The 14,795-nt window shown below is 72.4% G+C and carries 16 protein-coding genes; 7 read left to right on the forward strand and 9 right to left on the reverse strand.

Annotation, left to right across the window (positions count from 1 at the left end; genetic code table 11):
• Positions 1-2 precede the first annotated feature (2 nt).
• The gene (locus AB0J80_RS04365; RefSeq protein ID WP_364700273.1) at positions 3-440 is read left to right on the forward strand and encodes a nitroreductase family deazaflavin-dependent oxidoreductase; all 438 of its coding nucleotides are present in this window, start codon (positions 3-5) and stop codon (positions 438-440) included.
• On the opposite strand, the gene AB0J80_RS04370 is transcribed toward AB0J80_RS04365, so the two are convergent.
• The 4 genes from AB0J80_RS04370 to AB0J80_RS04385 are packed head-to-tail and all read right to left on the reverse strand — an operon-like array spanning position 437 to position 4,372.
• Positions 437-1,243, reverse strand: a complete 807-nt coding sequence (locus AB0J80_RS04370) for an ABC transporter ATP-binding protein (protein ID WP_364700275.1) — start codon at positions 1,241-1,243, stop codon at positions 437-439. The two genes, AB0J80_RS04365 and AB0J80_RS04370, sit on opposite strands and share 4 nt — an antisense overlap.
• Complete coding sequence (locus tag AB0J80_RS04375; RefSeq protein ID WP_364700277.1) at positions 1,243-2,274, reverse strand: iron chelate uptake ABC transporter family permease subunit; 1,032 nt, start codon at positions 2,272-2,274, stop codon at positions 1,243-1,245. Before AB0J80_RS04375 ends, AB0J80_RS04370 begins: the two co-directional genes overlap by 1 nt.
• Entirely contained in the window at positions 2,271-3,362 is a 1,092-nt protein-coding gene (locus AB0J80_RS04380) for an iron chelate uptake ABC transporter family permease subunit (protein WP_364700279.1), read from the reverse strand. The genes AB0J80_RS04375 and AB0J80_RS04380 overlap by 4 nt, the downstream gene beginning before the upstream one ends.
• Positions 3,359-4,372, reverse strand: a complete 1,014-nt coding sequence (locus tag AB0J80_RS04385) for an ABC transporter substrate-binding protein (RefSeq protein ID WP_364700281.1) — start codon at positions 4,370-4,372, stop codon at positions 3,359-3,361. Before AB0J80_RS04385 ends, AB0J80_RS04380 begins: the two co-directional genes overlap by 4 nt.
• Before the next feature lie 147 nt (positions 4,373-4,519).
• Between AB0J80_RS04385 and AB0J80_RS04390 the strand changes: the two genes are divergently transcribed.
• Both AB0J80_RS04390 and AB0J80_RS04395 read left to right on the forward strand, forming a co-directional pair.
• Complete coding sequence (locus tag AB0J80_RS04390) at positions 4,520-5,662, forward strand: DUF5925 domain-containing protein (protein WP_364700283.1); 1,143 nt, start codon at positions 4,520-4,522, stop codon at positions 5,660-5,662.
• A 119-nt stretch (positions 5,663-5,781) separates the two neighbouring features.
• Positions 5,782-6,981: a glycoside hydrolase family 64 protein gene (locus AB0J80_RS04395; RefSeq protein ID WP_364700285.1), complete on the forward strand. Its 1,200-nt coding sequence runs from the start codon at positions 5,782-5,784 to the stop codon at positions 6,979-6,981.
• A gap of 88 nt (positions 6,982-7,069) precedes the next feature.
• Here the strand turns inward: AB0J80_RS04395 and AB0J80_RS04400 are convergent, their stop codons facing one another.
• From AB0J80_RS04400 to AB0J80_RS04420, 5 genes are all read right to left on the reverse strand, one after another.
• Positions 7,070-8,311, reverse strand: a complete 1,242-nt coding sequence (locus AB0J80_RS04400) for an adenylosuccinate synthetase (RefSeq protein WP_364700287.1) — start codon at positions 8,309-8,311, stop codon at positions 7,070-7,072.
• Positions 8,308-9,270, reverse strand: a complete 963-nt coding sequence (locus AB0J80_RS04405; protein ID WP_364700289.1) for a hypothetical protein — start codon at positions 9,268-9,270, stop codon at positions 8,308-8,310. The genes AB0J80_RS04400 and AB0J80_RS04405 overlap by 4 nt, the downstream gene beginning before the upstream one ends.
• A 16-nt stretch (positions 9,271-9,286) precedes the next feature.
• On the reverse strand, positions 9,287-10,012 hold the full coding sequence (locus tag AB0J80_RS04410; protein ID WP_364700291.1) for a molecular chaperone DnaJ: 726 nt from the start codon (positions 10,010-10,012) through the stop codon (positions 9,287-9,289).
• On the reverse strand, positions 10,009-10,758 hold the full coding sequence (locus AB0J80_RS04415) for an NUDIX domain-containing protein (protein WP_364700293.1): 750 nt from the start codon (positions 10,756-10,758) through the stop codon (positions 10,009-10,011). The genes AB0J80_RS04410 and AB0J80_RS04415 overlap by 4 nt, the downstream gene beginning before the upstream one ends.
• Positions 10,759-10,902: 144 nt before the next feature.
• The gene (locus AB0J80_RS04420; RefSeq protein WP_364700295.1) at positions 10,903-11,190 is read right to left on the reverse strand and encodes a DUF1540 domain-containing protein; all 288 of its coding nucleotides are present in this window, start codon (positions 11,188-11,190) and stop codon (positions 10,903-10,905) included.
• Between the two features lie 171 nt (positions 11,191-11,361).
• On the opposite strand from AB0J80_RS04420, the gene AB0J80_RS04425 reads away from it, so the two are divergent.
• The 4 genes from AB0J80_RS04425 to AB0J80_RS04440 all read left to right on the forward strand — a co-directional run bounded on the left by AB0J80_RS04425 (position 11,362) and on the right by AB0J80_RS04440 (position 14,793).
• A complete protein-coding gene (locus AB0J80_RS04425) occupies positions 11,362-12,522 on the forward strand; it encodes a glycosyl hydrolase (RefSeq protein ID WP_364700297.1) in 1,161 nt (386 codons plus the stop codon).
• A gap of 121 nt (positions 12,523-12,643) precedes the next feature.
• Positions 12,644-13,477: a patatin-like phospholipase family protein gene (locus tag AB0J80_RS04430; protein ID WP_364700299.1), complete on the forward strand. Its 834-nt coding sequence runs from the start codon at positions 12,644-12,646 to the stop codon at positions 13,475-13,477.
• A 57-nt stretch (positions 13,478-13,534) separates the two neighbouring features.
• Complete coding sequence (locus tag AB0J80_RS04435) at positions 13,535-14,053, forward strand: SigE family RNA polymerase sigma factor (protein WP_364700301.1); 519 nt, start codon at positions 13,535-13,537, stop codon at positions 14,051-14,053.
• Positions 14,050-14,793, forward strand: coding sequence for a hypothetical protein (locus AB0J80_RS04440; protein ID WP_364700303.1), 744 nt, complete (start codon positions 14,050-14,052; stop codon positions 14,791-14,793). Before AB0J80_RS04435 ends, AB0J80_RS04440 begins: the two co-directional genes overlap by 4 nt.
• The last annotated feature ends 2 nt before the right edge of the window (positions 14,794-14,795 follow it).

Raw genomic sequence — 14,795 nt, forward strand, 5'->3', positions numbered from 1 at the left:
CCATGCCACTGACCGGTGAGTACGCACCCAGCCCCTCCGACTGGGCCCGCGAGCAGGCGGAGAAGTTCGAGGCCTCCAACGGCGCGGAGGCCAACACGCTCCAGGGCGTACCGGTGATCCTGCTCACCTCGGTGGGCGCCAAGTCGGGCAAGCTGCGCAAGACCCCGCTGATGCGCGTCGAGCACGACGGCGAGTACGCGGTCGTCGCCTCCCGCGGTGGCGCGCCGACGCACCCGGTCTGGTACTGGAACCTGGTGAAGAACCCGCACGTCGAGCTGCAGGACGGCGCCGAGAAGCACGACTACCTGGCGCGCGAGGTGCACGGCGAGGAGCGGGCCCTGTGGTGGGACCGCTCGGTCGAGGTGTGGCCGGCGTACGCGGACTATCAGACGAAGACCGACCGCGTCATCCCGGTCTTCGTGCTGACGCGCATCTCCTAACGGACGAGCCTGCGGGCCCGCGCGTTGCGGGCCGCCGGCACCACGAGGGGCGTGCCCGTCTGCGGGTCGGTGATGACCTCGCAGGGCAACCCGTAGACGTCCTCGACCAGCTCGGCGGTGATGACCTGGCCCGGCTCGCCCGACGCCACGATCCGCCCGGCCTTCATCGCGATCAGGTGGGTGGCGTAGCGGCAGGCGTGGTTGAGGTCGTGCAGCACGGCCACCAGCGTGCGGCCCTGGTCGTTCAGGTCGGCGCAGAGGTCCAGCAGGTCGATCTGGTACGCGATGTCCAGGTAGGTCGTCGGCTCGTCGAGCAGCAGCAGGTCGGTCTGCTGGGCCAGCGCCATGGCCATCCAGACGCGCTGGCGCTGGCCGCCCGACAGCTCGTCGACGGCCCGGTCGGCCAGCTCGGTGACGCCGGTCGCGTCCATGGCGGCGGCGACCTGGTTCTCGTCCTCCGGCGTCCACTGGCGCAGCAGCTTCTGGTGGGGGTAGCGGCCGCGGGCGACCAGGTCGGCGACCGAGATCCCCTCCGGGGCGGTCGCCGTCTGCGGGAGCAGCCCGAGCCGCCGGGCGACCTCCTTGGCCCGGTAGGAGCCGATCGCCTGCCCGTCCAGGACCACCGCGCCCCGCCGCGGGGCGAGCAGCCCGGACAGCGCGCGCAGCAGCGTGGACTTGCCGCAGGCGTTCGGCCCGACGATCACCGTGAAGGAACCGTCCGGAATGGTCACGTCCAGCCCGGCGGTGATGACCCGGTGGTCGTACGCCAGGGTCAGGTCCGTTCCCGAGAGCCGCGCCGTCATCAGCTTCCCCTCCGCCACTGCACGCTGAGCAGCCACGCCAGATAGACCCCGCCGACCGCACCGGTGATCACGCCGACCGGCAGCTGCGCGGGGTACAGCAGCCGTTGGGCGGCGAGGTCGCTGAGCACCATGAGGAACGCGCCGGTGACCGCCGACGGGATGAGCTGCGGTGCCGCCGAGCCGGTCAGGCGTCTGGCGATCTGCGGTGCCGACAGGGCCACGAAGGCCACCGGTCCGGTCGCGGCGGTCGCCACCGCGCACACCGCCACGGCCAGCAGCACCAGCAGCGGGCGGGTCCGGTCCACCCGTACGCCCAGCGACCGGGCGGAGTCCTCGCCCAGCTCGAGCATCGTCAGCCGCCGGCTCAGGAGCAGCAGCAGCGGCGTGAGGACGAGCAGGGCGAGGCCGAGCAGGCGCACGTACTGCCAGGTGCGGCCGTTGAGCGTGCCGACCAGCCAGGTGGCGGCGGCCTGCGCCTCCTCGAGGCGGGCGCGGCTGATCAGGTAGCTGTTGACGGCGACGAGCATGGAGCTGACGCCGATGCCGACGAGCACCAGGCGCCGGATCGCGCCGCCGCCGAGGGCTGTCAGGGCGTACACGATGCCGGCGGTGAGCAGGCCGCCTCCGATCGCCCCCGCCGCCGCACCTGCCGGGCCCGCGCCGAGGACGAGGATCGCGAAGACGGCGCCGGAGGCCGCGCCGGTGGTGAAGCCGACTATGTCGGGGCTGCCCAGCGGGTTGCGCGACAGGCTCTGGAACACCGCGCCGGACAGGGCGAAGGCCGCGCCGGTCAGCAGGGCCAGGGTGACCCGGGGCAGGCGCAGGTCGAGGAGGATGAACCGGTCGGCACGCCGGCCGCCACCGCCGAGGATCTCCGCCATGTCGGTGAACGGGATGCGCACACCGACCGCGGTGACGGTCCAGGCGACGACCGCCACGGCCGCCAGGGCCAGCAGCGCGGTCACCCAGAGGGTGCGCAGGTCGAGCCGGAGGGCGATGCCGGGCGCGCGGACGGTGATCCGCCGGCTCACAGCGGCACGATCCGGCGGCGCAGGATGACGGCGAGGAAGACGGGCGCTCCGAGGAACGCCGTGACCAGCCCCGCCTGCAGCTCACCCGGCCGCACCACGAGCCGGCCCGCGATGTCCGCGAGCAGAAGCAGAATCGGGGCCAGGATCAGCGAGTACGGCAGGAGCCATCGCTGGTCGGGTCCGACGAGGACACGGGCGACGTGCGGCACGGCGAGGCCGATGAAGGCGATGGACCCGACCGCAGCGGTGGCCGCACCGCAGAGCAGCGTGATGGCGACCGCGGCGAGAACGCGGGTACGCGCCAGGTTCGCACCGAGCGCCCGGGCGGTGTCGTCGCCGAGCGCGATCACGTTCAGCGACGGGCCGAGCCCGAGGGCCAGCAGGGTGCCGAGGACGATGAAGGGCAGCACGCCGTACAGGACGGAGAGGTCGCGGCCGGTGAGCGCGCCGACCATCCACAGACGGTAGCGGTCGAAGGTGGCGCCGTCGGCGAGCGCGACCGCGTTGACCACGGCGAGCAGCGCGGCACCGATGGCCGCCCCGGCGAGGGCGAGGCGTTCCGGTGACGCGCCCGAGCGGCCCCGCGTGCCGAGGAGGTAGACGAGGGTGAACGCGCCCGCCGCCCCGGCGAAGGCGAACCAGATGTAGCCGGTCAGGGAGCCGATGCCGAGCACCCGGATGGCGATGACCACGGCCGCCGATGCGCCGGAGTGGATGCCGAGGATGCCGGGGTCGGCGAGCGGGTTGCGGGTGAGCGCCTGCAGCAGCGCCCCGCCGAGCCCGGACGCGATCCCGACGGCGAGGCCGAGCAGGGTCCGGGGCAGGCGCAGGTCCACAATGATCCGGACATCCTCGGCCCGCGCGGGTGAGCTCGGGTGGCCGTCGAGGGCGTCCCAGACCGTGCCGAGCGGGATCGACTTGGTGCCGACGGCGATGCTCAGCGCCGCGACCGCGGCGAGCACCGCGACCGCAGCGACCAGGCCGAGACCGCGCGTGGTGAGCCCGCCCCGGGCGCGCACCCGCGCCTGCAGGGGGGTGTACCCGGCGCGTTCGGCAGCCTCGTGGTCCCGCTCGGCGAGCGCGGTCACGCCAGGGCGTCCTTGACCATCGGGACGAACTTCTCGATGGTGTACGGCGTGCTGAGCACCGAGTTGGTGGAGAACGCGTTGACGAGGTCGGCGTCGTCGATGACCAGCAGCCGGCCCGCCTTGGCCGACGGGATGCTGTTCAGCACGGCGTCCTTCTTCAGCTCCGCGCCCGCGCCGAGGGCGAAGATCACCGTGAGGTCCGCGTCGAGCAGGCCGACGCGCTCTTTCGAGATCTCGGCGTAGAAGTTCGCGGGCTTGAGGTCCTCGATCTTCTGGGAGTTCTTGAAGCCGAGCGACTCCATGAACTGCACCCGGCCGTCGCCGCGGGTGTAGGCGCCGTACTGGCCGTTGAAGGCCGCCGCGACGACGACGTTCTTGCCCGCGAAGCCCGGGTTGGCCGCCTTGGCGTCGGCGAGTGCCTTGTCGTTGGCGGCGACCAGCGCCTCGCCTTCGGCCTTCCTGCCCAGCGCCTCCGCGATCAGCAGCGTCTGGTCCTTGAGCGTCGTGCCGTACGGCTGGGTGCCGGCGGGACCGCTGAGCGTGGGCGCGAGCTTTTCGAGCTGCTCCCATTTGGCCTTGTCGTTGTCGCTCTTGGTGAAGGTGACGAGCTCGGGCCGCAGCGTGGCGACCTGCTCGTAGTTGATTTCCGGGCCCTTGAGCACGGTCGGCTTCGCGCCGCCGAGCTTGTCCTGGGCCCACGGGCCCACGCCGACCGGCCACGCCTGGAACCAGTCCAGGATGCCGACGGGGACGACGCCGAGCGCGAGCAGAACGTCCGCGTCGGCCCAGCCGAGCGAGACGACGGTCTTCGGCGCCTGTTCGACGGTCGTGGTGCCGAACTGGTGGGTGACCTTGGCCGGGAACGAGCCGCCGGCCGGCGCCGAGCCGCCGCCCGCACCGGGGCTGTCACCGGAGTCGCCGTCACCGCATGCCGCGAGCAGGCCGGCCGCCGCGACGCCCGCTGCGCCGAGCAGCAGACCTCGGCGCGAGAGGTGCGGGTGGATAGCCATGTCGAGCCTCCTAGTTAGGTTACCCTCACCTTATCGACAGAGAAGGATCTTGGGAAACCGGCCCGAGTGCAGCGTCGAAGGTCCCGTTCGGACCATCTTGCGCGAAAACCGGGTGCTCCTCCGCCACTTCGCGACGATCATGGGGTAATGCGTACCCCCCACCAGTCCGTCGATCGGCTCGGCAGCCGTCCCGTGGAAACGGCGGCCGTCACGCCCGCCCATCCGCTGCCGCTGGCCGGTTCCGTCGACGACGGCGACCGGCTGGTGGATGTCGTTGACCTGCTCGCCCTCGACGCCTTCGTCACCGGCCGCGAGCCGTTCGGGCGCACCAGCTATCTGGAGAACGTCCGCGCCGACGCCCCTCTCAGCACCGACGACGCGCGCGTCGTCCGCGACGCGCTCGAGGAGGACAGCCACGGCCGGCTCAGCGTCGGCGAGGGCTGGACCCTGCACGTGACGCGCTGGAAGCAGAGCCGGCGCGCCCGGGTCACCGTCACCGCGGTGACCGCCGAGCTCGCCGAGTCGGTGCTCGCCACGGCCACGGCCAACGCGGTCGAGGAACCGGAGCCCGCGGCCGACAGCGTGCCCATCGGCTTCTGGCACTTCGGCCCGCACGGGCCCCGCCGGGTGCAGCGCGAGATCGACGCCGCGCCCTGGGACAAGATCCGCGGCAACTACGCCGATCCGGTCGCGCGCACGCTGGAACGCCTGATGGCCATCGACGAGTCCGCGGTCAACGGACGCCTCCTGCTGCTGCACGGCGAACCGGGCACCGGCAAGACGACCGCCCTGCGCGCGCTCGCCCAGCAGTGGCGCTCGTGGTGCCAGGTGGACTGCGTGCTGGACCCCGAGCGGCTGTTCGGCGACCCGGCGTACCTGATGAGCGTGGCCCTCGGCAGCGGCGACGACGACGAGCCGCGCTGGCGGCTGCTCATGCTCGAGGACTGCGACGAGCTGATCAGCGGCGACGCCAAGGCGAGCGCCGGGCAGTCCCTGTCGCGCCTGCTGAACCTCACCGACGGGCTGCTGGGCCAGGGCCGCAACGCGCTCATCGCGATCACCACCAACGAGGATCTCGCCTCGCTGCACCCCGCGGTGGTCCGGCCCGGTCGGTGCCTGGCGAGCATCGAGGTCGGCCGATTGCCGTACGCGGAAGCCGCCGCCTGGCTGGGCACCTCGACCGGAGTCGGGCCGGACGGCGCCACGCTGGCGGAGCTGTACGCCCTGCGTACGGGCGCTGAACCGGTCACCGTGCCGCGCACTCCGCCGGCCACGGGCATGTATCTCTGAACTAACTTAATATTATTAGCAATTGACAATCGTGACTCTCCGGTTAACGCTGAGAGCGCTCTCACGCCGTCCCCCAGCTGCTGAGAGCGCTCTCACGCCTCTCTTCCACCGGAGTTGTCATGCGGAGAAAACCCGTCCTCGCGGCCGTCCTCGCCGCCTCATCCCTCGCCGTGTCCGCGCTGCTCGCGGCGGTCACGACCCCCGCCGCCCAAGCGTCGGTGACCACCGCCACCATCCCCCTGACGATCACCAACAACTCGGGCCGCGGCGACAAGGTCTACATCTACAACCTCGGCACCCTGCTGGCGACCGGCCAGCAGGGCTGGGCCGACGCCGGCGGCGGGTTCCACCCGTGGCCGGCCGGCGGCAACCCGCCGAGCCCCGCGCCGGACGCCTCCATCGCCGGCCCCGCCAACGGCCAGAGCATCACCATCCAGATGCCGAAGTTCTCCGGCCGGGTCTACTTCTCGTACGGCCAGAAGCTCGTCTTCAAGGTCACCACCGGCGGCCTCGTCCAGCCCGCCGTGCAGAACCCGAGCGACCCCAACGCCAACATCCTGTTCAACTGGACCGAGTACACGCTCAACAACGACGGCCTGTGGATCAACAGCACCCAGGTCGACATGTTCTCGGCGCCGTACGCCGTCGGCGTGAAGCTGCCGAACGGCACCACGAAGAGCACCGGCCACCTCAAGCCCGGCGGCTACAACGCCTTCTTCAACGCCCTGCGCGGCCAGCCCGGCGGCTGGGCCAACCTCATCAAGACCCGCAGCGACGGCACGATCCTGCGCGCCCTGGCACCCGGCCACGGCATCGAGGCGGGCGCCCTGCCGGCGAACGTGATGAGCGACTACGTCAACCGCGTCTGGCAGCGCTACAGCACCCAGACGCTGACCGTGACGCCGTTCGCGGACCAGCCCAACACCAAGTACTACGGGCGGGTCTCGGGCAACGTCATGAACTTCACGAACGGCTCCGGCCAGGTCGTGACCAGCTTCCAGAAGCCCGACTCGGACAGCATCTTCGGCTGCTACAAGCTGCTCGACGCGCCCAACGACCTGGTCCGCGGCCCGATCTCGCGGACCCTGTGCGCGGGCTTCAACCGGTCGACGCTGCTGACCAGCGCCAACCAGCCGTACAACGTGCCGTCGGCGTTCTACCAGGACGTCGTGACCAACCACTACGCGCGGAAGATCCACGCGCAGATGCAGGACGGCAAGGCGTACGCGTTCGCCTTCGACGACGTCGGCGCCAACGAGTCGCTGGTGCACGACGGCAGCCCGCAGACGGCGTACATCACCCTCGACCCGTTCAACTGAGCGACGCGGGGTAACGGGCGGGCGGGGGCGGAAGCCCCCGCCCGCTCAGACACGACCGAGGCCCGCCGGCAGGCGATCGTCGCGGAGATCACCGACCTGCTCGGGCCGTACCGCTGAACGCGCGCACGGCGAAGCGCTTGTCGGTGCGGTTCGGGCCCCAGGACTCGATCTGCACCGGCGCGCCCAGCAGGTGACCGATCTCCTGGGCCCAGGCGGCCGGGCGGTGCAGGGCCGCGGGACGCGCGCCGGCCAGCAGGGCGGTCAGCCGGGACTGGTGGTCCAGGTCCCGCAGCGATCCCGGCTGGATCCGGTCCACGATCTCGCCCCCGGCCTCGTAGGCCGTACAGATCCGCAGGGCGGTACAGCGGGCCGGGGCGTCGAGGTGGGTGACGGCGAGGGCGTCGACCCCGCCCGCCACCTCGGCCGCGTACCGGTGGGCGACCGCGTCGAAGTGGCCGACGCGGAACGCGCCCTGCCACTCCCCCGCGCCGTTGTGCCGCTCCGGCAGGTCCAGGGGCGCCTCGGTGACGAACGGGCCGGGCCCGTGCCGGGTCGTGTACGTCCGCACCACCCCCAGCCGCTCGAACGAGTCGCACAGCGCCGCCACGTTGTCGAAGGTGGTGGTCGACCACGTGGTGTACGGGTGCCAGCCCCGCCACTCGTCGAGCAGCACCCCTTGGGCGCCCTCGAACACGCAGCGGCCCTCTCTCAGCAACCGCCCGGTGAATGAGTCGTCCACGATGGACACAGCGGCACCGAACGCCGTGAACGCCGTCATCACGTCGTCCAGCGGTGGCGCGTCCAGCGGGCCGAGCGCGGCGGTGAGCCGGTCGCGGACCGCCGCGAGGCGCCGCCGCAGGGTGCGTGGCGAGCGGGTGTCGGCCACCCGGGGGGCATCGGGGTGGCTGAGGGCGTACTCCATGGTCTGCCCGATGCCCATGCCGCACGAACCGTGCCGGTCACCGCCGCGCCGGCGTTCGCGGACCCGGTTGGCGCCGCGATGCCACGGAGTGGCGAGCAGGGCGTCCCCGTCGACGGTGAGCAGGTGGAAGGGGTTGCCCAGTGAGGTGGCCTCGGCTGCCAGAGCGAGCGGGTCGACCACGACGAACCGCGTGAGGTGGGTGGGCACCCCGGCGAGGGTGCCCGACCCGAACTGGGCGAAGGTGTGGTGCCGGCCGCCGGGGACGACGACGTTGTGGGCGGCCTGCGCTCCCCCGTTGAAGCGCAGCACCGCTCGCACCGGTCCGGCGGCGCACAACGCGTCCACGACCGTGCCCTTGCCGGCGTCGCCATAGCCCAGGTCGACCACGGCGACGTGCGCACCGCTCACAGACGCTCGTTGCCGCTGCCGCCAGGGCCCAGGGCGAGGGGCGCTCGGACGACGGGGGCCCGGCCGGCACCGATCGGGGCGAGCGCGCGGCCCACCGAGCCGCCCGCGGTGGAACCGACGTCGGCCAGGTCGGCCAGCCCGCCGTCGAGGTCGATCGCGTCCTCGCCGAGGCCGACCGTCAGCGCGATCGTCTCGCAGACCGCGTCGAGGTCGTCCAGCTCGATGACCTGTTGCCCGAGCAGCCCCTTCCAGTGCGCGAGGATCTCCCGGTCGCCGCCCCAGCCCGCGGCCGTCGGCACGATGAAGTACACGTCGAAGGTGCGTTGCAGCTCGGCGATGATCGCCTCGACCGGGATCGGCTCGCGCAGGTTCTCGCCGAGGAAACGCTTGACCTCCTTGGGCTTCACCCGCGCGTACGGCATCTCGTCGCCGATCAGGAACAGGTAGCCGCGGCGGCCGCGACGGGTCACGCTGTCGAGCGCGGTGTGCCGGGCCATGAAGTACATGGCGAGCTCGTACGACTCCGTGCGCTGCCCGCCGCCGCCTCCCTCGAGCACGATCCGGGCCAGGTCCTCGTCCATGCGGTTGTCCGACTCGAACTGACCGATCTGCAGCGGCACGCGGTCGCAGGTGGCGTCGCCGACCGCGCCGAACATGATGTGCGGGTCGGTGGCGTAGCCCTTGCGGGTCAGCAGGCCGAGCAGCTGAGGGAGCTTGGTCTGCAGCACCCGCGGCACGGTGCCCATCGAGCCGGTCACGTCGAACAGGACGGCGATCGGCGTGCTGCGGGGGTGTTCGGTGCTGTCCCGGCTCTCGCGCACGGTCACGCCGTACGGGTCGAGCGCCGGGTGGGGCTTACGGGCGCCACTGTCGCTGTACGCGAAGGCACTCGTGCCTGTGGCGGCGCGGTAGCCCGCGGCGGCGGTGTAGACGTCGGTGGACCAGCGTCCGCTTCCCATGAGGATCTCCTTCTCGTCAGGCCGGTAGCGCGAAGGGGCGGAACCGGCGAAGGCCGTACAGGTCTTCGAGCAGCTCGTCGAGCTCGCCGAGGAGCCGCCAGGCGTCCTGGGGACGCATCCGGGGTGCGGCATAGCGGCAGCCCGCCGCGAAGCGCCGCAGGGCCGCAGGCGGGTCGGCGATCAGCCGCAGCATGAGGCCGCTCGCCATATAGATGTCGGTGGCCGGGCTCGCCGGCTGCCGCGCGAGCACCTCGGGCGGGTACGCGCGGCGGTGACGCGCGACCAGGGCGGGGATGCTCGCACCCGGCGCGACGCTGTAGCACCAGTCGACGAGCACGACGCCGTGTTCGCCGGGGTGGATGAGCACGTGCTCCGGCAGGATCGCGCCGTGGACCAGCCCCGCGCGGTGCGCCCAGCCGAGGCCGGTCAGCAGCCGCCGCCACATCCAGGCGACGTCGCGCGGGTCGAGGCGGTGCTCGAGGCCGGTCAGCGGGACGAAACCCGCCTGGCGTTCCAGGACGACGGCCGTACGCCGGGCCCCGTCGCCGTCCTCGTGGGTGAAGGACTGGATGAGGCGGGGTGCGTACGCGCGGTGCCGGGCGTCGCCGTCGCGCTGCAGCGTCGTCAGCGCCCGGGCTTCGGCGCGCATCAGGTCGTTGTCGGCGGGCAGGCGGGGCACCTTCAGGATGGCGTCGCCGGCCGCGTACAGCTCGGCGATGTCGCCACTCGCGACGGCCATCATCGGATGTGGTCCTCGCGTTCCGGCCGCAGCAGCGCGGGGTGCAGCAGCCGGGCATCGCCCGCGCGGTAGAGCCGGGGCCGTGGACCGCCGCGCTCCCCGGCGCGGGCGGCCGTCGCGCCGGTGCTCTCCACGAAGCCGGGCACCGAGAGCACCTTGCGATGAAAGTTGCCGGCGTGCGGCTCCTCGCCCCAGACGGCGGCGTAGACGGCACGCAGGTCCGCGATCGTGAACTCCGGCTCGACGAAGGCGGTGGCGAGCGGCGTGTACTCGAGCTTCGCCCGGGCCCGGTCGAGGCCGTCGGCGAGGATCGCGGCGTGGTCGAACGCCAGCTCGCCCACCTCGTCGACCGGCACCCAGGACGCGCCCGCGGCGTCGCTGCCGGCGCGGGGGTCGGGCAGGCTGGGCGCGAAGGCGAGGTACGCCACCGAGACGACCCGCATGCGGGGGTCGCGGCCCGGGTCGCCGTAGCTGCGCAGCTGCTCGAGGTGGACCCGCTCGAGCCGGCCCTGCCCGGGGCGCAGGCCGGTCTCCTCGGCGAGCTCCCGCCGGGCGGCGGCGTCCAGGGTCTCGTCCCGGACGAAACCGCCGGGCAGCGCCCGCCAACCGGCGAAGGGGTGACCGCCGCGCTCCACCAGCAGCACGTGCAGGCGGCCGTCGCGGATGGTCAGGGCAACGACGTCGACGGTGACCGCCACGGCGGGGAACTGCGCCGGGTCGTAGCCGTCCAGGAAGGTTCGCTCGTCCATCGTCCGTCCAGTTGTTCTCGTGATGAGAACAACCTAGCGTCTTCTCACTGTGAGGTCAACCCCTCCGGGAATTGCTCGGACAAATGGCGAAGGCCGCCACCTCCCTCAGGAAGCAGCGGCCTTAGGCAAGGCTCACTTATGCAATTAGCGAGCCTCGAAAGTCAGACAGTCGGCGCGATCGTGCGCGGCACCGACGGTAATCGCCGGCGCGTGGCATTCCAGGTCGGTGTTGTGCACGCACTCGGCCCGCTTGCAGGCGCCGACCTGAGCCATCGCCTGACCCATCCCGCCCTGCTCACCCTCGACGAACGTGTCGCACTCCGAGCTGGCCCGGCCGATCGTGATGGCGAAGGCCGTACAGCCGTCGTGGTTGTAACCGCAGCCGCTGACCGTGCAGGTCTGCACGCGCGGCATCTCCATCATCTGTGTCATTGTCCGCCTCCTTTTCCCGCCCTCACGATAAACCATAGGAAGACCAATTCCGAATGGACGAGAAAGTGGGGAGCCATTCTTTAGGTAAGGCAAACCTCGCGGAACGGCACCCTCGGCCGGAGCGAACCTGACAGACTACGCAAAGGTCTCCAATCGCTTGGAAGAGGACGCATGGCCGGGGAACGATGGGGCGGCCGGCGGTCGCTGCTGCTGGCCGTGTTCGCCACGCTCGTCCTGCTCACCGGCCTGGGCATCGGCGTGGCGACCACCGGCACCGGGGGCACCTCGCCGGAACCGGGTACCGCACCGGCGTCGAGCGTCGGCACGTCCGCCTCACCGGTCGCGCCGCACGCGTCCGCACGCGCCTCCGCCCGTACCGTCAAACCCTCCGATCCCCGATCGGCCCGGCAGCTGGTCGCCCTGCCCCGGGCCGACGGCACCTGGCCCGGCGACCACGGGATCTCCGGCGTGAACGGCGACCCGATCTTCGACACGGCCCACGTCAACGCCTTCTGCTCGGCCCGCGGCCGGCCCTGCCGGGTGGCCCAGACCTACACCGACCGCACGTCGTGGGAGTCGATGACCCGCGGCACCGGATGGACCTTCGAGCTTCTGTCCGACTTCGACGGCATGCTGGTCGTGTCGCAGGGCCTGGTGCCCACCGGCGCCAAGGACGAGCTGCCGGCCTGCGCCCGGGGCGAGCACGACGCGGACTGGCGGGCGTTCGGCACGCTGATGCGCACCCACTACCGCGCCGACTCGGTGGTCCGGCTCGGCTGGGAGTTCAACGAGACCACCTCGTCCTGGCGCGCGGACGACCCGCAGACGTGGATCTCCTGCTACCGCCGGGCGGCCGACAACATCCGGGCGACCAACCCGGACGTCCTGCTGGACTGGACCATCAACGCCCACAACACGCCCGCCGGGGTCTGCGGCGGCGTGAGCACCAACTGCTACCCGGGCGACGACTACGTGGACATCGTCGGCATCGACAACTACGACCACTTCCCGTGGTCGCCGACGAAGGCCGCATTCGACCGTACGGCCGCGCGCCCCGAGGGCCTCACGTGGCTCTACGACTTCGCGCGCAGGCACGGCAAGCCGTTCGCGGTCGGCGAGTGGGGCGTGGTGCCGACCGGGGACGCGGGCCGGGAGAACCCGGGCTTCGTGACGTGGATGCACGAATGGTTCGCGGCGCACGCGGCGCACCTGGCGTACGAGGCCTACTTCTCGGACTGCGGCGCGGGAGGCGTGCAGTCGAGCCTGTTCCGCACCGACGACCAGTGCCTCAAGAACCCGGAATCCGCCGCCCGGTACGCGGACCTCTTCTGACCGGTCGTTACCTTGTCCGGCCAGCTGGGTATCCCCGAGGGCACGGTGAAGTCGCGGATCCACCAGGCGCGGGGGTTCGTGCGGGAGTCCCTCCTCGGCGGCGATCGGCGATAGTGGGCGCATGGAGAAGCGCGCACTCGTGCTCGGCGGTGGCGGCGTCACCGGCGTCGCCTGGGAGATCGGCCTGCTGCACGGCCTGGCGGAACAGGGCGTCGACCTCACCGGCGCCGACCTGTTCGTCGGCACCTCCGCGGGGTCGGTGGTGGCCGCCCAGCTCACCGGCGGCACCCCGGTGGCCGACCTGTACGCCCGCGAGCTCGCCGACACCACGGGCGACACCAGCGCGGTCATCGGCACCCGGGTGCTGCTCGGCTTCGTACTGGCCGCCCTCTGGCCGGGCGACCGCGCGAAGGGACGCGCCCGCCTCGGCCGGGCCGCACTGCGCAAGCGCACGGTGCCCGAGTCCGAGCGGCGCACCGCCATCGCGGCCCGTGTCCAGCGCGACGACTGGCCCGCGGCGAGGCTGCTCGTGCCGGCGGTCGACGCGCTGACCGGCGAAGTGCGGGTGTTCGACCGCGACAGCGGGGTGTCGCTCATCGACGCGGTCGCCGCGAGCTGTGCGGTGCCGCTGGTCTGGCCGCCGATGACGGTGGCGGGGCGGCGGTACGTGGACGGCGGCGTCCGGTCGGCGGCGAACGTCGACCTGGCCGAGGGGTACGCCCGGGTCGTCGTGATCGCGCCGATCACCGCTGCCGCCCGGCGTACCGACCGTCCGGCCGCGCAGGCGCAGGCGCTGGGGCCCGGCGTGCGTACGGCCGTGGTCAGCCCGACCGACGCGGCGCTGACCGCGATCGGCCGCAACCCGCTCGACCCGTCGCGCCGGGCACCGGCCGCCGAGGCGGGGCGGGCGCAGGCGGCCGAGGTCGTGCAGCGGGTACGGGCCGCCTGGGACTGACCTGAACTTTCTCGATCTCGCCGCAACCTTTTCGCGCTCCCGCCCGTCTTCCGGGGCGTGGGAGGCCGACGGGGTGACGACGAGTTCGTCGAGTTCGCGCGCGCGAGCTCGGCGCGGCTGCAGCGCGCCGCATATCTGCTGACCGGGGACCGGCACCAGGCGGAGGAGGCGGCCCAGGCCGCGCTCGTGCGGGTGTACGCGGCCTGGGGCCGGGTGCGGCGCAAGGACCCGTACGCCTACGCCCGCACGGTGCTGGCGAACCTGGTCACCGACCAGTGGCGGAGACCGCTGCGCGAGTACGCGACCGAGCACGTCCCCGAGCAGCCGGTGCCCCGCGACGTGGCCGACGACGTCACCCGGCGGCGCTGGCTGGTGGGCGCGCTCAAGGCGCTCTCGCCGCGCGAGCGCACGGTCATCGTCATGCGGCACTTCTTCGACATCACCGAGGTCGACGTGGCGCGCGAGCTGAACCTCTCGCTCGGCACGGTCAAGAGCCTCAACTCCCGGGCCCTCGCCAAGCTCCGGATCTCGATCCCGTCCCCCCGCCAGGGTATGGAAAGCGGTGCAACTCGATGAACAACCTCGACGACCTGAAGGACGCCATGCACTCGCCGCCGGACTTCGCGCCCAGCCCGATCGACCTGGGCGCCGTCATGGCCGCGGGCGGCCGCCTGCGCCGGCGCCGGCGCGTCGCGGTGGGTGCCTCCTCCGCCGCGGCCGTGCTGGTGCTGCTCGTGGGCGGCAGCCAGCTGACCCGGCTGGGAGGCGGCGGCTCCGGCCCCGACCGGCCGGCCACGGCGGTCGCGGCGCGACCGTCGGGTCCGGTCTCCTCCGCGCCGTCCGGGGACGTGCTGGGCGAGGTGATCACCACCGACCTGGCGACGCCGGGCGATGACCGGATCGCCTTCTGGTTCGTGCCGATCGACGACGATGCCCTGCCGCGGACCACGTTCGGGCTCATGGCCGGCCGCCGCACCACCGACGACAAGCTGAAGCCGGAAGTGGTCACCAACGAGACGGAAGGCTCGGACCGGGATCCCGGCTTCCACGCGCCCGAGGCGGCGATGGAGGTGGACGGGTTCCGCTCACCGGCCTTCGGCTACTACGTGGGCGAGCACGTCGCCCGGATCACCGTGGTCGCCGACGGCCGGCGGGTCGACGCCGATCTGGCGCCGTGGAGCCGCGATCCGTCGGTCGTCGTCTTCTGGTTCGACCCGGCCGAGGTCAAGCCCGATGCGCGGCTGACGAAGCTGACCGCGTACGACGCCGACGGCAAGGCCCTGCCCGGCGCCGGCGCCGAGTTCGGGGTCGGGTGACC

Origin of the sequence: Actinoplanes sp. NPDC049548, from assembly GCF_040676695.1 — a bacterium.
Taxonomy (GTDB): domain Bacteria; phylum Actinomycetota; class Actinomycetes; order Mycobacteriales; family Micromonosporaceae; genus Actinoplanes.